This window comes from Oribacterium sp. FC2011 (assembly GCF_000701645.1).
Classification (GTDB): Bacteria; Bacillota; Clostridia; order Lachnospirales; family Lachnospiraceae; genus Oribacterium.
The window spans coordinates 13691-34058 of sequence record NZ_JNJM01000010.1 but is presented as its reverse complement, the minus strand read 5'-3'; the positions used below and the strand labels follow the sequence as shown (position 1 = coordinate 34058).

The window sequence follows — 20368 nt, the reverse complement described above, 5'->3', positions numbered from 1 at the left end:
CTCCAATTTCCCTTTCCATAATTGATTTGTAACTAGTAACACAAGTAATTTGGCGAAGAACAGAACTGAAAAGCTTAAAAGCATTCGAATGTATTCTGAAAGCCGGTTACTTGTCTTTTTTATTGGCAAAAAAGTTGCCAGAAAGGACAAAAATGAAAACTTTGTCTAAATTCAGAAACCAGTGCAGTTCAAGTATCAGAAAGGACAGTATGTCTGAAGGAGGTGTCTATGAACTGCACGTTTAACCAGTTATCCATGTTCGATCTGTTGAATATGGGTTCAGAAGAAACAGATACATTAACCTCACCTGATAAGCATACCGAGGAAGTGGCAGCGACAAACTATGTCATCACTGATGATACAAATGCCGTAGGTACTCCAAGGGAACGCTACAAGTTCAATATAGAGGCCATTACACTTCTTAAAAAACTTGAAGATGAGGGACGAAATGCCACAAAGGAGGAAAAGGATGTCCTCGCAAGATATGTTGGCTGGGGCGGACTTGATAAGGCCTTTACAGATGAAAGAGATGCAGAACTTAGAAACCTTCTTACCGAAGATGAGTATAGTTCAGCAAGGGCATCGGTAAACAATAGCCATTTCACAGATCCCGTCATTCCAAGGGCTATTTATAAGTGCCTTGAAAGAATGGGCTTCGTAAAGGGAAACATACTTGAACCATCGATGGGCGTGGGTGTGTACTTTGGTACATTGCCTAAGTCCATGGAGGAATCAATGCTTTACGGTGTGGAGATTGATTCAATCACCGGAAGGATTGCCAAAAAGCTCTATCCTAGGGCAAACATTTCAGTTATGGGGTTTGAGAAGACATCGTTTTCCGATAATTTCTTTGATCTCGCTATCGGAAACGTACCATTTGGTGATTATTCGGTGTCCGACAAGGCTTATGACAAGCACCATTTCCTGATCCATGACTACTTTATCGCTAAAGCCATAGATAAAGTAAGGCCGGGTGGATTGATCTGTTTTATAACATCCACCGGAACAATGGATAAGAAAACAACTAATGTACGTAAGTACATCTCGCAGAGGGCAAGCTTGTTAGGGGCTGTCAGGCTTCCTAATAATGCTTTCAGTAATGCTGGAACACAGGTAGCAACAGACATACTCATGTTCCAGAAAAAAGAGTCTTTGGATTTTCTCACTGAGGAACCATGGGTGGAAACAGAGGACCTTGGCGATAATGTAAGCTTAAACTCTTATTTTACAGATCATCCGGAAATGGTACTCGGTGGTATGGAGAAAGTTACAGGACCGTTTGGAATGAGGCTAACAGTTAAGCCCAACATGGCAGTTTCTCTCAGTGAACAGCTTGAGAATGCCCTTTCTCTTATAGAGGGCACATATAAAGCATCCGTAGTAGAGGTTAGTTTTGAAGAAGGGGAATCCGTAAATAAGCTTATTCCGGCAACCCCCGATGTCAGAAACTACACCTACACAGTAGTCAAAGGAGAAATCTATTACAGACAGGACTCGGTTATGTTCCCTGTAAAAATAAGGGGTGATAAAAACCGTGTTCTTAAGCTTATAGAACTCCGCGATTCCGTACTTGATTGCATCAAGGCCCAGCAGAATGACTGTACGGACGAGGAGCTTCATAGACTACAGAACAGGATGATGGATTTGTATAACCGCTTCACAAAAAAATACAACCTCATCAATAAAAGGGGGAATTCCATAGCTTTTTCAGAGGACTCTTCTTACTATCTCCTTTGTTCATTGGAGTTATTCGATGAAGAAGGTGAGTTTTGCGGGCTGTCCGATATGTTCACAAAAAGGACTATCCGCAGTCACAAGAAGGTATCCTCTGTAGAAACTGCAAAAGATGCCCTTATAGCATCAATGCAGGAATACGGATACATCAACTTCTCGTATATGTCTGATATTTATAAGAAGGACATTGATACAATCATAGGTGAGTTAAAGGATAACATCATCTTAAATCCAGAGGATAGTTCCTATGAACTTTTAGATGATTACCTTACAGGAGATATACGAAAAAAGCTGTTTCTTGCAAAGGATGCAGCTAAAGAGAATCCGGTATTTGAAAGAAATGTGGAACTACTTGAAAAGGCGATTCCTCCACGGCTTGAAGCCACAGACATTACAGTACGATTGGGAGCCACATGGGTTCCGACGGAATATTACGAGCAGTTCATGCATGAACTGTTTGAGACCACACAGCATGACAGAGATGTATTTACTGTGAAATACAGTGCTTGCAACTCGGTTTATGCGGTCACAAACAAGGATTCATGGTATGCCAATGATAATGTTAAGGCCAATAATGATTACGGTACACCTAAAATAAATGGTTTCCGTTTGTTTGAACTGTGTCTGAATCTCAAGGACGCCAAGGTGACTGAAAATGTCCCTGATGGATCCGGAGGTGAGAAAACCATTGTTAACCGTGACGAAACCATGGTAGCTCAGCAGAAGCAGGACGCTATAAAAATGGCCTGGGACAACTGGGTATATGAAGACATGGACCGGAGAGAACATCTTGTTGATATTTACAATGCAAGATTCAACTCCACCGTCCCCCGCACATATAACGGAGACAACCTTGTGTTCCCCGGAATGTGTCCCGAATTCAAGCTAAGAAAGCATCAGCTCGATGCCGTGGCAAGAATAGTCTACGGCGGCAATACTCTTCTGGCTCATGCAGTCGGTGCAGGCAAGACAGCCGAATCCATTGCGGCAGCCATGGAGCTTAGAAGACTCGGCATATCGAACAAGATCATGTTTGTTGTACCGAATCATCTTATCCGTCAGTGGACTTCGGAATTTTTGAGGGTCTATCCTTCAGCAAAGCTCCTTGCCACAAGGGAAAAGGATTTTAAGAAGAATAACCGTAAGAAGTTTGTGTCTAAGATTGCCACCGGCGATTGGGATGCAATCATAATCGGACATTCACAATTCGAAAGAATCCCTCTCTCCACGGACACAGAGAGACGATATATCCGTGAGCGGATAAACGAGGTTAGTGAATCTTTGCAGGAAATAGATCCAAGATATGGTTCAAGAAAGGGAAAATCCAAGGATTTCTCAGTAAAACAGCTTGAAACAATGAAGAAAAAGCTCGAAGTAAAACTTGATGAGCTTAACAACAGGGCTATAAAGGATTCGGTTGTGTATTTTGAGGAGCTTGGTATCGACCATCTTGTGGTTGATGAAAGCCATGAGTTTAAAAACCTTATGGTAGTCACAAAGCTCTCAAATATAGGCAACGTAAAGTCCAACGCTTCACAGAAGTGTACAGATATGGAAATGAAGGTACGATACGTGAGCGAAACTGTGGGAAGTGGTCATGGAATCACATTCCTTACAGGAACACCGGTAGCAAACTCGATATCCGAGCTGTACATCAACATGAGGTATCTCATGAAAGAGCGGCTTCGGGACCTGGGGCTTTTGAATTTTGATGCATGGGCATCAACCTTCGGGGAAATACAGACATCAGTGGAACTTGCTCCTGAAGGAACAAAGTACCAGGCAAAATCGAGATTCAGTAAGTTCTATAATTTACCGGAGCTTATGAGTCTCTTTAAGGAAATTGCAGACATCAAGCTTGCTGAAGACCTTAAACTGCCGGTGCCTGACAAGGAAGAACATAATATAGTGTGCGAACCCACACGTTTTCAGAAGGAATATGTTGAATCGCTGTCAGAACGCGCAGACCGTGTGCGTGCCGGCGGCGTGGATTCTCAGGAAGATAATATGCTGAAGATAACAACCGATGGACGTAAATGTGCATTGGATCAGCGAATAATAAACCAGTCTCTTCCAGATGAAAAAGGCAGCAAGGTAAACACATTAGTGGAAACTGTGTATCAGATCTACAAGGAAACTGAGGCACAGAGACTTACGCAGATGATATTCTGTGACTATGCAACACCAAAGAAAGACAGCGTTGGCTTTAATATCTATGAAGATATAAGGCAGAAGCTTGTAAAAAGGGGTGTTCCGGAGGAAGAAATAAAATTCGTCCACGAAGCAAACACGGATATCAGAAAGGAGGAGCTGTTTAAAAAAGTAAGACTTGGAGCAGTACGCATCCTCCTTGCCAGTACAAAGAAAGCCGGTACGGGTACCAACGTACAGGACAGGCTTATCGCAATGCATTTATTTGATTGTCCCTGGAGGCCGGCAGATCTTGAGCAGAGAATCGGGCGTATCGTCCGTCAGGGCAACCTCAATGAGAAGGTGCACATTTACACCTATGTAACTAAGGGCACCTTTGATGCTTACAACTGGCAGTTGGTTGAGCAAAAGCAGAAATTTATAGGTCAGATAATGACCAGTAAATCTCCTGCAAGAGCTGTCGAGGATATCGACCAGACAGCACTAAGCTACGCTGAAATAAAGGCTCTGGCCTGCCAGAACCCTCTGTTTAAGGAAAAGATGGAAGTTGACGTTAAGGTTAAGAAGTTAACTCTTCTTCAGAACCAGTTTAGATCCTCCAAGTATTCACTTGAGAAAAAACTGGCTCACGAATACCCTGATTCACTTAAACGACTTGCAAAGAGAAAGTACCTTCTTAAAAACGATATCGAGATCATGGAGTTATTTCCTAATGACTTATCTGAAATCGAAATCGAAGGTGTTACTTTCACAGAAGAAAAGGTGTGCGGTAAAGCAATCTGTGATGCAGTTGACAGGATGAGGGCATCCAAGAACAACCTCGACAAAAAGATAGGTACTTTCAGAGGTTTGGATCTTGTACTCCGCTATTCCATGTTCGGAAGCGGATACCTTATCGTTTTGTCCGGAATGTCTACCAATACTGTTGATGCATCGGCTATACCGTCACTTAACGTGAAGAGAATCCTTGAGTTTGAACAGAACATGAGGAATTCCCTTGTGAGCGTTGTAGGTGCTCTTGAGAACACCGTTCAGCAGATAGCTACTGCAAAGGTTTCTGTAGAGAAGCCATTCGTACATGAACTTGAACTCGCAAACCTCAAAAAGCGTCAGGCAGAAATAGATGCAGCACTGCATTTAGGTCCTGACCTTACAAGCAAGGCAGTTTAAATATCTGTTTAATAAAGAGAAGTCAATAACCCCGCCCCGTAAAGGGGCGAGGGTTGAAAAAGCCTAATCTGAGTTATTGAGCAGAGCTATGATACAGCAGCAACAACGCCACCACATCTGATTCCAAGGTATGTGCTCTGGATAGCTGTATCGAAGCTATGGAATTGTAATACCACAGGGAAGTGCTTTACAGGCGGTGCCCTGTGGAACAAAGAGAAGATTTTTGGAAAGGAGGCATCGGCAGATACTCATATACATCATAGACGCATCAGGAAAACCGCTGATGCCAACTGCAAGAACCGGACATATTAAGAGACTTTTGAATCGTGGCAAGGCACGAATTGCCACAAAGGTACCGTTCACGGTACAGCTGAAATATGAGACACCAGGTATCACACAGCCGTTATACGGCGGGACTGATCCTGGCAGAACAAACCTTGGGGAAGCTGTGATTGATGAAAACGGCACTGTGATATATAAGTCACATGTCGAAACACGCAACAAGGATATCCCTAAGCTAATGTCTGAAAGGAAACAGCACAGACAGGCATCCCGCAGAGGAGAACGTCTGAGAAAGAAACGGCGTGCTGCCAAATGCGGCACAACTAAAGAATTTACTGAAGGACGCATGATATCCGGATGCGAAAAACCTGTCATGATGAAAGATATCATCAATACAGAAAGCAGATTCGCCAACAGAAAGCGTCCTGAAAACTGGATAACGCCGACAACGAGACAGCTCGTACAGACGCACCTCAATATGGTGCGGAAAATATGTCAGGTGCTTCCGGTAACAGACTGGACACTAGAAGTTAACCGCTTTGCCTTCATGAAGATGGATGATGGCAGTATCAGAGGTTTGGATTTCCAGAACGGCAGGCTCAAAGGCTACAGCAGCTCACATGAGTACATATACGCCATGCAGGATGGCAAATGTGCCTGCTGTGATAATGACATCGAGCATTACCACCATCTGACACCACGTTCAAAAGACGGGTCTGATACACCGGAGAACCTTATAGGACTCTGTGGTTCATGCCATGAAAAGGTGCATACAGGCAACCTGAAGCTTGAAAGCATCGGGCTCAGAAAGAAATACGCTGCACTGAGTGTACTGAACCAGGCAATACCATTCATTATTGAGGGACTTGTAGAGACGTTCGGTGAAAAATACGTCCATTTCTGCGAAGGCTATAATACTCAGATGATACGGAAAAGCCTCTGCATTGGAAAGGATCATCCGGAGGATGCTGTATGTATCGCACTTCTTGGATCGGGTATCCAAAAGGTCACGGATAACACGGAAGCCTTTGAAGTGATGCAGTTCCGAAGGCATAACAGGGCAATAATCAATAATCAGCGTGAGCGTACCTATTATCTTAACGGCAAGGCAGTCTGTAAGAACCGTCACAAGCGTTTTGAGCAGAAAGGAGACTCACTTGAGGAATTCAGCAAGAAACATCCGTCTGACGTGAAACGTTTGACCGTTAAAAGGAGCACACGTTTCTATAATGCCAATAGCAGAATGATGCCTGGAGTAGTATTCATGTACAAAGGACAGAGACATATAATGTCAGGACAGCTTACAGGAGGGAAATACCTTCGTGCTGTCGGAGATACAAAGACAAACTATCCGGTTACACAATGCTATATCTTAAATGGAAACACAGGCCTTGTATATATTTAAAACCGACCCTAAAGGGTCGTGGCTTTAACCGAATTGTTTAATGTAAAAGACTTTAATGTCATTTGCTTCTCTTTTTTACCCTTATCTCTCACTTTCCTCCTAATAATTTTTAGAGAAAAACGGAACAGAAAAGCTTATTGTAAAGCATACGGTATAATATAAAAATCAAATCACGCTTTAAAACCTATGTGTGAAGTCATGAAAAGAAAAGGAGACAGAATATGGCTAAGATTTTAGGTATCAATGGCAAGGAAATAGAAGGTGATTGCAGGTTTTGCACATTGCAGGGAAAACTTGAAAATTTACCGGATGTTGTTTTCCATTCAGAAGAAACCATAACGTGTCGTGAAATAACTATTACGTCACTTGGGTGTAACGGACAAATAGATCCACGCAAGAAAACATTAAATGTGACGGTGTGGTTCGATGGTGCAGACGATGATCTCATATTCAAAAATGTACCCATTAACTTCTGCCCAATTTGTGGAAGGAAACTGTAAATATTACAAACAGTCTGTACAAAAGTGCAGGCTGTTTTTTTGTGCCCATTTTTACCGAAGACAAAAACTATCTGAGACATCCCCTCCCATAATTTATTTGAAAAATGAATAAGTCATCCGGAGAAACAGATGACAGAAAAGTTTGAAAAAACATACAAAAGTGCGTATACACTAGAAGCTCTTTATCTATCAACCTTTGAAATAATAAAGAAATGGACGATGCCCATCAGAAATTGGGGAAAGGTTCGTGGGGAGCTTTCCATCATGTACCCTGGTAGACTTTCAGATTAATGATTTACCTTATATTTATTTAGGATAGAGGTTATTTGTGCAACGAGAATTTAACCCCTTAGACTAAACTTTATGAAACAAGTTATAAACGCAACATTCTAAACAACACGGATCATTATCATGTAGCAAATCGTTCCCACTATAATTGAAAGATACATATTCCTGCGGATGATTTGCAGAGCAGCAACTACAACACATGCAACGATTTCCGGTATTCCATAGGGCGGCTGGAAAAAAGATATATCCCGAAGGCAATAGATTACCAGAACAGTCATAATCGCAGGCGGAAGGACTTTGCCTAGATACAGGATCACCTTGGGAAGCGGTCTGTTACCAAACAGCAGGAAAGGAAAAGCCCGGAGCATCCATGTAACTAGTGCGACGACAGCTATCACAGCCAGTGGATACAGCACTTCATTCATCGACAAAGCCCTCCTTCTGCTCTACGGGCTTTCGAAGAAAAATCATCACAGCCAGACAGGTAACCAGAGTGGGAATCAGGAAAAAATCCTTACCCAGCAACAAATAAAAAACCATGGTACATACGGCAGCTATAAAAAATGGGAGTTTGGAATGGTATTGATGCCATTGATTGATAACCACGACCAGAAAAAACGCCGTGGCAGAGAACTCGATTCCTCTCATATCGAACGGAAGGTATCGCCCCACGCATGCGCCAATGAAGCAGCCGAAAACCCAATACAGATGGTCTGCCATGGCAATCAGAAATGCAGCCCTGTCCTCGTCCAGATCCTTATCATACTTTACTGAACAGAGAACGGAATAAGTTTCATCTGTTAGAGTCAAAACCATGTAGGGATAGCGCCAACCCATTCCGCGAAACTTTTCAATAAATCCAATTCCATAGAAAATATGCCGGGCATTGATAAAAAAGGACATGAGTGCCAGTGAAAACAAGGATACTCCGGATGTCATCATCGGCACCATTACAAGCTGCATCGAACCAGCGAAAATAAAAAAAGCGGATGCTGTCGATAGCATAACACCGTATCCTGCATCACTCATCAGAATGCCAAAGGCAATCCCGATGAACAGATAGGTAAAGAATATTGGAATCGTATTTCTTATGGCAAAGCGTAACTCCTTCATCTATATCTCCAATAGCAGTACTATAAATCCCGATTGAACAATTTAATATGCTAATAATCATACTACAATCCTTGGTACAATGACAAACTGATAGTGACTTATGTCTTTAATAAATGTATAGTCAGAAAAAGGAAGCAATCAGTCTGATTGCTTCCTCATAAATCTAAATTATCATAGAATACTCATATTTACAGAAAAAATTTCAAACTCTCGCTGTGGCTTCCACAGCTTTTTTTGTATAAAAAAACAGCCCGAACGTGCGGACTGTTTTAAAGACTTATGGTTTCAGAACATCTCCGGATGTTCCTCATTAAAGCTATAGTATTTCTTATTTCCTATCACAAGATGGTCCAAAACCTGTATGCCTAGTAGTTTACCGGATGCTATCAAAGATTCAGTTACTTCGAAATCATATTTAGACGGTTCAGGATCTCCTGACGGGTGATTATGCGCTAATATGATTCCTTTGGCATTCGACAGTATTGCTGCTTTAAATACATCAGCATTCCTATAAGGTGCCGAATCTATAGAACCTATCGCAACCACTGTATAGTTTATGACTTTCAGCTTATTGTCGAGATTAAGCGCCCATATATTTTCCCTGTCTAGTTTTGCCATTTCACTCATTAATAGCTTTGCTACATCCTTGGATCCCTTGATTGCTTTAGAGCTATACAAAGGCAGCCCTTCTCGGAGTTGTATTCTTGCTTCCTTAATTTCGTACATATTATTTCCTTTCGTATGCTTATTAAGCTTTTCCTTTTAAAAAAAATCTCACCTGCCAAATGCAGATGAGATTTTGACTTGTGGTTACGCGTAAGGATTAACTAGCAAGTTTTATAGTTTTTTCGTTAATGTCAACGAAGAACACGTTGTTGCTGAGTCTGTCTTCTGGTGCGACCTCTGTTTTGTTAATCTCCCGTACCATTTCGGCCATAAAACCTACGTCCTGTACCATTTTTGTCGCAGGTGCAAGGAGAACCTCATGGGTACTACTCGGAAGAAGGTAACAATTACTGCCAATCTTTTCCCTTACATCATCGAAAAACTTAGGATATGCGATTACCGCAGCTCCGTAAATCTTCTTAACGTTTGTAGCAACCCACAGCGGACACTCATCAACCTCCGGAGTATATCCCAGGATTTCCTTGAACTCATCCATTATCGAATGAAGCACGAAGGGCCTTATATCCTGAGAGCTTTTAAGAGCATCTTCGCGAATCTGTTCGGCATTTTTGCCCCACATCTTCAAAAGATTATCCTTTACTGTTATTGTAGCTTCGCCTGAGTCAGTGAAGTCATCTACCATGATTCTGTAATACTCCACAAGATCACCGGCTACTTTATGGTATGGGGTATTCTCAAGATTGTTCGTCTCTGAAGAACATATGCAGATTACAAGCTTATTTCTTACATACTCGTAATCCTGTATCCATTCAGCGTTATAACTAGCCGGAACATTCTCGATACCTTTTCTTACCATATCAATGACTGCCTGTATATTTCCTTCTTTTTCAATCTGCGGCTTTATTCGGTTCCAGTACAATGTAGCCCCAATGTTTTTGTCCTTGGGTTTCACTGTAATAATCTGTCCTGGCTTGTTAATAGCCTCTGATGAATTAATGCTAACCTCACAGTGGGGAAATTCCTTCTTAAGTGAGTCAACAACTGTTTCAATAGTAAAATTAGCCATTTTAGGCTCCTTTCCGGTGTCTTTACACCTTTCGTATGCTCATTTTCGAGCTTTTTCTTCATAAGTCTTTTCTCAATGATGACTTACTATCTTTGTTACAAACTAATTATGGAAAGGGATTTTTCTGATAACCTTCAATTTGAGCACAAAAAAAGCTGCGAAATGATTTTTTTCGCAGCTTTCATAATAATTTTTTAGACTTATAACAAATATACGGTAATTTAAAATACTATTATTCATTAAAGAAACATTATTCACAATCTTCTCCAGGATATTTGTAGTGATCAATGCTTTCCATTAGATTTATAATTCTCCTTCAGCATTTTCTGATAATCTTCTCTGGAAATTTCCCCCTTGAGCATCTTACCAATAGCATCTATACCCATCTTGCCGATTTTTAAATCTTCTATAGCAAGCGTTGCCTGAGTCTGACGGAGCATATCAATCTGTGCCGTAGTAAACTCTTCCTTAATTATATCCATCATTCCTCCTGACTGCTCCCACGGCCCGCGGGGTTCTGATTACCAAGCCTAGCTTGCAATCGTACATCATTTTCAGACTTTGGAGTTACAAGTGTAAATCTGTTTAAATAACATCCCCTTATTTCTCTACCATTCGTATTTCTTCTGCTAAATTCATCAACAGATTTCTTAATAATTCGGTCCTTATGATAGGTCTGCCAAAAAAATGCTCATTTCGAAATGCAGCTACAAATTCACAATAATAGGCAAACACATTCCCATCACATTTATGGTTATTTTCTATGTCCTTGAAATCCTCATTAGTCATAAGATCTTCTATTTTTTCATTTGTTTTAGTCCAATAATCAATATAAGCTTTATGCTTTTTTACTTTATACTTATAATTTTCTCGCTCTATGTCAGACCGACTTTGATCATTCATTCTATCTTCCAAAATTTTACTTCGAGTATCAGCGTTAGTTAAACTTCCTAATAAGCCATCTTCATCATCAAGATAATCTGATTGGGTACATATAACATCTATGCTGGGCAAAGAACCCAACAACAGATTATAGTATATATTTTTGTTTTTTACTTCCGTTTTCTGCCGTGTCGTTTTGATTATCGTTATAATCAAGATTGTCAAAGAGAAACTTCTGAAAAAATTCATCCACCCATCAGGTGTTATCTGTATCAAATAATCATATAAGTAACTCACTATTTCACCCACTCCAGTCAATCAATATCCTCGAAAAAAGAATCTCTGTAGAACTTTGAGCCCACTGTTTAACCCAATTATATAGTAAGCTGCCGTATATCCGAGGCATTTTGTATAGCCTGTCTTAAAACCCTGCACCGCACTTCCGGGGGTGCGGTCATAACCATACTGAAAATGGTCTTCAAGATAATCATGGATGAATACGGCTTTTTCAGAGTCCCCCATGCCCTGTGTCATGGTTTTTACATAATTTATATGCATCATCAGAAGGTCGAGGTCCTCTTCTCTCTCGCTATAGTATTCTTCGTTTTAAATATTATCATTACTTAGATACATAGTAAATTCGAAGGGCTAACCGCCTAGCTTTCGGCTAAGCGGTTTTCTCTTTTTTGATCAACTTACATTTTAAGCACATTTTCAAAGAAATCAGGATACGTGTCTACGGCATCTTTCAGTTCCTCAAGCGTGTTTATCGTCCTCGTACCTGTGTGCAGTGATTCTTTCCCGTCCGGATCAAAGATAAGCATACTTGATTTGCCATAAATCACACCGCTATCACCGTTCGGAGACTTGTATTCAATAGTCTATCTATTTCATAAAATAATGACCCGCCATGTCTAAATAAAAGTATGAAAATCAACACAACCACAAGACACATGATAATGCTGCAGATAAACGATGATATGCCACGTACACAGTCCACTACACTTTGATCCATATCAGTCGGTCTTATTGTGTGCTTGGTGTCTCTTTGTTGTTCTTCAAAAAATGAATTCTTTAGCATTTTGATATGTTGGCTTCAGCCTGGCTTTTCTCAGGATATCCGGACATAAGCCCTATGAATCTTGTGATATACACGCAGGTCTTCTTTCCGTCTTTCCTTTTCGATAATTCAAGACTTGTGTTCTCTTTGGTACATCTTTCCATTACCTTTATCCCGCTTGTTGCCTTTATCACATACGGGTCCCCATCGGGTCTAAAGTCAGGTCTGTCCATTGTTGCCACAAGCCTTTGTACCGTATAGTATTTGAAGCGTGTCTCATTACTGGATTCATCTTCTATATATTTTTCTAACTCAGTTCCTGGCACCTTATAATACTTTGATGCTGTAGAAACAGCTTCACTTAAATCTTTCCCGTCCTGTCTCAGCTTCTTCACGAACATGACGGCCTTATAATACTCTTTTGGGATATACATCTTTTCCTCCGTCTTTTCTCTAATATAATTATGGGCGGAGATTTTGGTGGATTAGTAAAAAGATGATAGAAAAGAAGTTTTCTTTTGGCTTTTCGTAAAAAAAACAGCCAATCGGAATGACTGGCTGTATTGAATGATTATCTGCACCTTATATCACGCTATCGCGTCATACTTGAGCGCCTTCTTTTTTGCGTATTCCGTAAGGAGATTTATCACATCCTCTTTTGCGGAACAGTTGCATTTGCCCCTTACCTGCACGATGGTATTATTACGTACTTCGACAGTGTAATAAGGCTTGTCCGGCTCTTCGGAACGACGGACGAATAGAATTACCGCCTTGTTTTCGGCCATATTTTCTATATAGCCCATTCCCTTTTGCCCGACACAGATGTTTTGGATCTCGCCTTCCGAAACTATGTCATAGGCAATCTTCGGAGCCGTGACAAAGAGTTCACCATTTTCCATACTGAAATCGTACTTCTTATGGATGCCCGGAAGTTTTTTGTCAAGTTTGAAGAATACCGGCAATCTGTCAACCTGAGTCGCATCGAGGATCTTACTGTATGTGGACTGTTGCCATTCCTCATCAGAAAGTCCAATGCTCCTATATGTTTCCTGGATCTTCTTCGCAAGACGTTTCCTGGCCTCTTCCTTCTTTTTTATCTTATTAAGATCCATGATTTCATCATGAGCTTTTTTAAGATATTTGGGGAAAAATAATATATTACTCTTTTTATTCCATTCACCATAAGTATCCCTCATTTTAATGTAATCACACCACATAGTCAGAACAGAAGACGGTGAGTTGAATGTACTGTCTATCTGAGCCCTTATGTACTTCATTGCTTTATGATAGGTTGTGTACTGAAGGATGCTCCTTATGTTCTCAAATTCATGAGGTTTAAATAATAAGCTAAGCTCTTGTTTTTCAGCATCTTTAAGCTTAGGAAATTCACGATACACCAGGATTCCCCTGTCGGTTATTGTGTCACGCCTTTCATATATTCTTCTATATGTCTGACGATCAACGCCAAATACCTCGGGAAGAGTCTTTCCGTGTATGTTGCATATGGATTCACTTAAACCGTACCCTTCATAAATTTTCTCTTTAAGCATACGGAATCCGGATTTCTCTATCCATTCAAAGTAAGTTTCCATTGCATGGCTCTCAAGGTAATCACTAATGCATCGTATTTCACGATCCTGCTTATTTATTTCAGGATGCTTTAATTCAAGGAATTCCTTAAAGCCTATATGCTGCAGGAAAGGTGTGCTGTCTATCAAGGAGTTAAGCCCCTTGGTATATATCCCACCTTTAGATGAAAACTTTCCGAAGTTACAACCGATATTCATTATACGGTTTCCGCCGAACCCACGAATGGTTTTACAGTATTCCCATTTACCCCAGTTCCATTTATAGGCACGTACCTTTTTCTCCTTAACAAACTCACGTACTCTTTCCGTGAGATCATATATTGGAGAGATGGAATCACCGTTAATGGTCATTTCTACTCGGAAAAACCTGATCAAAGTATAGCCTTCACTTGCTTTTTCAAGCTTCATTGCACAGCGTGTATCATGGACCACCTTATGGTTCCTAAGCCTCGAAATGAATGTCACTTCCTTTTTACAAGAAGGGCACTTGCCTTCACTGAGGTGTTTAATCTTTCCCTTTAGGGACACGTTTTGCTTACATCTTGTGCAATAACCCTCTTCTCCCTTATAGAAAATTCGATTGCCCATATTAAAGGGAAGGTTTTTACAAAATCTAATAAAGTCTTTTCCTATGGGTTTTACCGGGGTATTGAGGGTTTTAGCCTCATCCTGCTTTCTGTCGTACGCCCTGTTGTAATCTTGATATGCCTGTTGCCATGCAATATTATCAACCAGCCTATCATATTCCTTTCCGGCATCCTTATCCGTCATTACGATTTTGCCAATACTGCTATAAGCATCTCCTTTTCTTATGACATTACTTGCATGGTCACAAGCCGTAGTCCTTGTCTGATATTTTCCGTCGCTGTTCATAGTGACAAAAAGCTCGTTTTTTGTATCAACTGCTGTTAAACCGGAAAATACAGCGACATGGTTCTGCTTTTCGTTTGCCACCCAGACTTCCTGTATCAGCACATCTCCATCTTTCTTATAGTATTTGAAGATGTATGATTGGTGTCCATTCGCTGCTTTCCTCGAAAGCTCATCAGTGTCAGTACAAAGATACTGATACCCTTTCAACACTTCTTTAAGTTCCTTTGTCCGTTCTTTTCTGAACTCTTCTGTTAATTCCAACTCGGCCATAAAAGGCTCCTTTCCTGTGCACCTGCACAACTTTCGTATGCCACTTTGGGCTTTTCGTCATTTTCTTTCTCCATAATGACTTTTGCTTTTTACATTAAAATTATGGGAGGGGATATTTCAGATAGACTTAGTCAGAACATCTGGAATGAGCACAAAAAAACAGCCTGCAACCGAAGTTGCAGACTGTTTAAAAAATGTTCTTTTGGTCAACTTAACATACTCATAAAATTCATCTGAGCATATCCGTCGTTTATCTTGTAGGGATCATCCATACCCCAGATTTCAGAAGGTGTCAGGGGGATATCAGTGCTTTCCGGTTTTTCCTCCGTAACCGTAGTTTCGGTCTTAAACTCTACCTTTTCTGTTACATTTGTTGCCGGTTTTACAGTGGCTTTGGAAGACTTAGCTTTAGACTTCTTTGTAGTCTTATTCTTCCCGGCCTTCTTTTTTCTTTCCTCCGCCTCTTTTGCTTTCTTCTCTTTCTTACTCTTTATCTTATTGTAAAGAGCATCACCTTCGTGATCATAAAAATCGAAGATCCAGCCTGCGACATCTGCATCAGGAACATGATAACCTATGCCTCTTGAGGCTCCGTAGGCATTGTCCAAGAACTCACCCATATTCACGGTGAATCGGGATAAGTCTCCGGATGATGACTTTACACCCTTCTTTTTATTATTCTCTGCTTCAGCTGCTTCCTTTGTAACGATATTTCCGTCATCTGTTGGAGTAAGCTGTCCCAATGCTCTCATCATAAGAAACTTGTTTAATAAATCTAAGTTAAGTCTCTTATCAAGAACTTTGCTTTCAAATAATGGGTCTACTGCAACTCTCTGCTCTATACAGCTCATATACCACATAAAGCTACCTAGAAAGTTCATTTCGCTCATAGAGGGATTATCTTCGTCCTTGCAATGGGCTTTCTTGATCTTATCAAGCTCCCACTGAAGTTTTTCTCTGTAATCAGAGAAGTCAGGGATAACCTCTTCCTCCTTTTTTACTGGAGTTTCTGCTTGGGCTTCCGGTTCCGATTCCTCGTCACACACTTCTTCAACCTTTTTAGTGGGTGCTTCTGCAATGAGACGGTTAATCTTGCCGGCAGCCTTTTCGGCATCCTCTTCTGAATCGAAACTGATATAATCATCAGAATCAACCTTTCCATTGCAAAGGTAAATGTCCGCTAAAAGATCCACCTTTGAAAGACTCGCCTTTTCTGCAATATCCTTAATTGTTTCTCTGTCGGCGGTTGTCGTAAAAGTGTAGGACATAAAGTCAGGAGACATAATTACACTTACCTTTACATCAGGTTTTGTGAGTACTGTGTCTGCAACAGTTTCGGTCACATTTGTTTCCGTCACAGGCTCCGGAATCACTTCAGTTTCTATCACGGGTTCTTTTTCCTGTTCCGTTTCTTCAGCTTCCGGTACATCATCTTCCGGATGTTCGCTGAGAACCGGATCATCAGGAGTTATTTCCTCGACTTCCTTAACTTCTACTCCGTCAAAAATCGACAGTGCAAGCTCTGCGCTTATTTCAAGGTCGAAGTAGAAATGGCCTTCGGCATCAAAGCGTGCCCCCATACTATCCATATGAGATCTTATGCTTTCTTTTCTGATGCCTGTGTGTGCGCTAAGCTCTGCGCTTGTCTCAGGTACATTTGTCGTAGTAAGGGTATACCCCTTACCGGTTTCTATAATCTGAACGTTCTTTGCCATATATGGCTCCTTTCCGGTACTCGAGCACCTCTGCGTATGCCCCGTCGGGCTTGTCTGTCATTTTTTCTCTCTAAATGACTTATGCTTTTTTTCAAATAAATTATGGAAGGGGATGTTTCTAATAACGTTGATATGAATTAAAAATTGGCATACAAAAAGCGGTCATTTTTTGTGATATGACCGCTTTATAATATGTACTTATTTTTTCTTTAGTTTCAATACAACCGCAACGCTTGCAATCAATATTGCTACCACAGCACCGACTATAACAATGATACGTCCGATATCTACATTGGTAGTATCTTCTACAGGCTTTAGCTCTGCAATCGTCTCAGTTTCTTCTGTCTTTGCTTCTGTTGTTTCTGTAGTTTCATTCAATGATTCCTGAATTGCCTGAGCATGGGATTCAATAAGGGCATCTCTTTCGTTCTTGATCATTGGCTGGAAAAGCATATATGAATCAAACGGGAAGACATCTCCTCTCTGAATCATCATGATTTCAAGATCGTCAAGAAGTGTTGTGTTATTTTCCACAATCTCGTAGTAGTTTCCGAAAGTACCCCTATTATATTTATGGGACCACGTACATCTGATTTCATTGTTCCACGAAGCTCTATCGTCTAAGTCGAACTTTGGAGATCCGAGCTCATAGTAAGAACCTACGGGAAGGAGTACGTCTGCAGCGAAATTATATTCACGCTTTAGGTCTATGTCATAGACAGTTTTTCCGTCTGTAATCTGATATGTTACATGGGTGATGGCTGCCTCGTAGCTTACAAGCTTTACACGGAATGTGCCATAGGTTTTTCCGTCGGAGAGATCTATTATTTCTGGTTCAACGTCAAGTGGGCCTATGCTTTCATCCACTTCATGATTATCTTCTTCTCCAGCTTCTATATCTTTTCCTAACGATTTAACCTTGATCTTTACATTCTGACACTTTGAAGTATCCAATGTCTTAGGAGATACTTCGTATGTGTATTCATCGTTTATATCTTCATTTGAAAACACCGTTACATCATAAACACCGGCTGATATAGGGTATGTTCTGGTGTAACCGTTGTTCGGTAAATCCTCACGATAGTTTAGATCAAAGTCTATGTCATTTATCATGACATCAATCTTCAGGTTGTAATACTCCGGTACATCTGCCGAGATTTCTACATCTACTGCGTTTTCTGGCAGAAAGTCAGAGTTAAGATTATCTACCCTTTCAGTTTCTGCAAATGATGCGAATGCAGCCATTGTCATAATGGCTGTTGCAAAGAATATTGTTTTAAATAAGTTTTTCATATTTTCTCCCATATTACTTTTATTGTCCATACTTTAATTATGCGTGCGAATAATTAATATAGCACATGATATAAAGGGTATCCTAGCTTAGTGGTTTAATTAAATATCCTATATCCAACTACAAAGTGATTTCTCCACCACTCACTAAGATTTCTGTGAACCACTTTGCCATTAGATGATGAAGCATCCATAATGGTTCCGTCTCCTACGATAATTACGATATGTCCACTGATAAGCATGACATCCCCGGCCCTAAGTTCATCATAAGAAGTAACCTGCGGGAACGGCTTATCTGAGATCCAACTACCTGTGGTTCTGTACGGAACGTTTACACCGGTCTGATTTAAGCACCACCAGACATAGCCTGAACAGTCAAATGAGTTAGGACCTTTTGCTCCCCATACATAAGGGCAGCCAAGCTTTGACGATGCTATTGAAAGGAATTCCTTAACCTGTTCCGATGCTTCTACGCTTATATTTCCAATTTCGAGATAGTTATAAATCTCTTTTGCATAATCTTTTCTTTGGCCAAGATCCTGATAATACTTACCGTCTTTAGCTTTATTTTTATTTTCAGCTTTACCGCCTGTACATCCCTCAACAACAACACAGAATGCTTCGCATGCCATTTCAACATCTATTACCGTCTGCATATTCGAACTATCATAGCGACTCAGATACTTATCTAATGTAGCGCCATAATTTCCTGTTGCCGGTGCAGTGCCCTGAAGTTCAGCTTTCAGGAATTTCACCTGACCTTCGACTGTATCATAATCCGGTATGGTTTCAAGGGCCGTTCTTCGTTCTTTTCCCCATTGAACAAGACCATAGTATGTCTTGGAATCCGACAGTGCCGAGGGCTTGAAGCTAGACTCTTGACGGAGATTTCCAAGTATTCCTGCCAGCATGGCGTTAGAAAGATTAAGGTCCTTTAATCCCGATACTATCTTTCTCATATTTTCCATCTCGTCCGTTGATAGTCCGGGAATATCCATTACAGATACGGTAGAACTTGATGTCACATACAGTTCATTCGGATCAAAATACTGTGGCGAAAACATTACTGACTCCTGATTGATAGACATATTTATCCTTGAGCCGTAAATAGCTGACGGAGCCACCTTATTATCTTTATCCGATGCGTATGTGCTAAAGGGGGATATAACGACGATTAAAAATGCCATTATACCCGATAATATTCTTCTCATTAAGTCACAATTCCTTTCACTGTTTTCCATGAGAGCGTATTTAGTCGTTCAAGTAAGGTAATATATCGCGGTGAAAATCGTTGCTAATACTAAGAACCGTATAACTGTTTCTTTTAAATGTGTTGTTTTGTTTTTGGTAAACAGTGTTCCCGATGCTACATAAACTATCCCCATTAAGAAAAGTACCGGTACGTAAATAATAAGTGGCAATCTAATCATGGTATTACCCCTCCCTTTCCATAAAACAATTATGCGGACACTTCTTCGCGTATCAGTATTTTTTGGAGAAATTTCTTAATTAAGAACAAAAAAACGCACAGACTATGAATGAAGTCCATGCGCCTTTCGTAGCTTTTATTCTCTTAGTTTCTATATTTATTTCCTTACTGCATTAGAATAATCTTCTTCCGACACAGACTCACACCACTCATTGCCCGCATCTTCACCCTGAATTTCTATTGCAAGATGTGAAAACCATGAATCCGGTGCTGCACCATGCCAGTGTTTTACTTCGGAAGGAATATTGATGACTGTTCCGGGAGTTAATTCAACTGCATCCTTACCCCATTCCTGATAAAAGCCTCTTCCTCCTACACAGATCAGCATCTGACCACCACCGCTCTTCGCATGATGGATATGCCAGTGATTCCTGCATCCCGGCTCAAAGGTCACATTGAAAATCGGGATCTGTTTAGTAGAAACCGGTGCAAGATAACTCTGTCCGTCAAAGTACTGAGCAAATCCGTCATTCGGATCCCCGATAGGGAAAAAGATAGTATTCTGGTATTTATCCTTGTCAGTTAATTCCTCAATTTTCTCAGAATATACTTCTTTAGCAAGATTAAATACCGCCCATGCTTTCGGCCATCCTGCATAAAAAGCTACATGTGTAATGACCGCCGCCATTTCTTTTTGAGTAACACCATGCTTTTTTGCATTATCAATATGATACTTCAGGCTGCTGTCTGTAATTCCCTGAGCCATCAATGCTACAATAGTTATGATGCTTCTGGTCTTTACATCAATATCCTGATTGTTCCAGTTCTCCCCAAAAAGAATATCGTCATTAAAATGTGCAAAGTCCGGTGCGAACTCTGAAAGAGCTGCTCGGCCTGCGGTTTGTACTATTTTCTCGCTCATTT

17 protein-coding genes are annotated in these 20368 nt (G+C 40.7%); 4 read left to right on the top strand and 13 right to left on the bottom strand.

The annotated features are described in order from the left end of the window. Positions 1-228: 228 nt before the first annotated feature. From T357_RS0109450 to T357_RS21160, 4 genes are all read left to right on the top strand, one after another. Positions 229-5055: an SNF2-related protein gene (locus T357_RS0109450; RefSeq protein ID WP_049962367.1), complete on the top strand. Its 4827-nt coding sequence runs from the start codon at positions 229-231 to the stop codon at positions 5053-5055. Positions 5056-5251: 196 nt separating this feature from the next. Beyond that, positions 5252-6742, top strand: a complete 1491-nt coding sequence (locus T357_RS0109445; protein WP_255342815.1) for an RRXRR domain-containing protein — start codon at positions 5252-5254, stop codon at positions 6740-6742. Positions 6743-6963: 221 nt separating this feature from the next. Next, complete coding sequence (locus T357_RS0109440; RefSeq protein WP_031551510.1) at positions 6964-7242, top strand: hypothetical protein; 279 nt, start codon at positions 6964-6966, stop codon at positions 7240-7242. Between the two features lie 129 nt (positions 7243-7371). Continuing rightward, positions 7372-7533 (top strand): hypothetical protein, encoded by a 162-nt coding sequence (locus T357_RS21160; RefSeq protein WP_155991347.1) that lies wholly within the window; start codon positions 7372-7374, stop codon positions 7531-7533. 98 nt (positions 7534-7631) lie between these two features. Here the strand turns inward: T357_RS21160 and T357_RS0109430 are convergent, their stop codons facing one another. The 13 genes from T357_RS0109430 to T357_RS0109355 form a co-directional block, all read right to left on the bottom strand. After that, complete coding sequence (locus T357_RS0109430) at positions 7632-7955, bottom strand: branched-chain amino acid transporter permease (protein ID WP_031551507.1); 324 nt, start codon at positions 7953-7955, stop codon at positions 7632-7634. Then, positions 7948-8643, bottom strand: a complete 696-nt coding sequence (locus T357_RS0109425) for an AzlC family ABC transporter permease (RefSeq protein ID WP_031551504.1) — start codon at positions 8641-8643, stop codon at positions 7948-7950. Before T357_RS0109425 ends, T357_RS0109430 begins: the two co-directional genes overlap by 8 nt. Before the next feature lie 285 nt (positions 8644-8928). Further along, entirely contained in the window at positions 8929-9369 is a 441-nt protein-coding gene (locus T357_RS0109420; protein WP_031551501.1) for a JAB domain-containing protein, read from the bottom strand. 97 nt (positions 9370-9466) lie between these two features. Beyond that, positions 9467-10336, bottom strand: a complete 870-nt coding sequence (locus T357_RS0109415; protein ID WP_031551498.1) for a DUF5688 family protein — start codon at positions 10334-10336, stop codon at positions 9467-9469. A 284-nt stretch (positions 10337-10620) separates the two neighbouring features. After that, on the bottom strand, positions 10621-10818 hold the full coding sequence (locus tag T357_RS0109405) for a hypothetical protein (RefSeq protein ID WP_031551492.1): 198 nt from the start codon (positions 10816-10818) through the stop codon (positions 10621-10623). Positions 10819-10936: 118 nt separating this feature from the next. Beyond that, the gene (locus T357_RS0109400) at positions 10937-11536 is read right to left on the bottom strand and encodes a hypothetical protein (RefSeq protein ID WP_031551489.1); all 600 of its coding nucleotides are present in this window, start codon (positions 11534-11536) and stop codon (positions 10937-10939) included. Then, entirely contained in the window at positions 11537-11779 is a 243-nt protein-coding gene (locus T357_RS0109395) for a hypothetical protein (RefSeq protein ID WP_031551486.1), read from the bottom strand. Between the two features lie 513 nt (positions 11780-12292). Continuing rightward, positions 12293-12712 (bottom strand): hypothetical protein, encoded by a 420-nt coding sequence (locus T357_RS0109385; RefSeq protein WP_031551483.1) that lies wholly within the window; start codon positions 12710-12712, stop codon positions 12293-12295. A gap of 153 nt (positions 12713-12865) precedes the next feature. After that, on the bottom strand, positions 12866-15010 hold the full coding sequence (locus T357_RS0109380) for a PcfJ domain-containing protein (RefSeq protein WP_031551480.1): 2145 nt from the start codon (positions 15008-15010) through the stop codon (positions 12866-12868). 206 nt (positions 15011-15216) lie between these two features. Then, positions 15217-16725 (bottom strand): hypothetical protein, encoded by a 1509-nt coding sequence (locus T357_RS0109375; RefSeq protein ID WP_031551477.1) that lies wholly within the window; start codon positions 16723-16725, stop codon positions 15217-15219. Between the two features lie 198 nt (positions 16726-16923). Next, positions 16924-18018 carry a hypothetical protein gene (locus T357_RS0109370; protein ID WP_031551474.1) on the bottom strand — a complete coding sequence of 365 codons (1095 nt, stop codon included), beginning with the start codon at positions 18016-18018 and terminating at the stop codon, positions 16924-16926. Positions 18019-18113: 95 nt separating this feature from the next. Beyond that, positions 18114-19226: a phage tail tip lysozyme gene (locus T357_RS20255; protein ID WP_197027327.1), complete on the bottom strand. Its 1113-nt coding sequence runs from the start codon at positions 19224-19226 to the stop codon at positions 18114-18116. A gap of 375 nt (positions 19227-19601) precedes the next feature. After that, positions 19602-20366 (bottom strand): carboxymuconolactone decarboxylase family protein, encoded by a 765-nt coding sequence (locus tag T357_RS0109355; RefSeq protein ID WP_031551468.1) that lies wholly within the window; start codon positions 20364-20366, stop codon positions 19602-19604. Between the last annotated feature and the right edge of the window lie 2 nt (positions 20367-20368).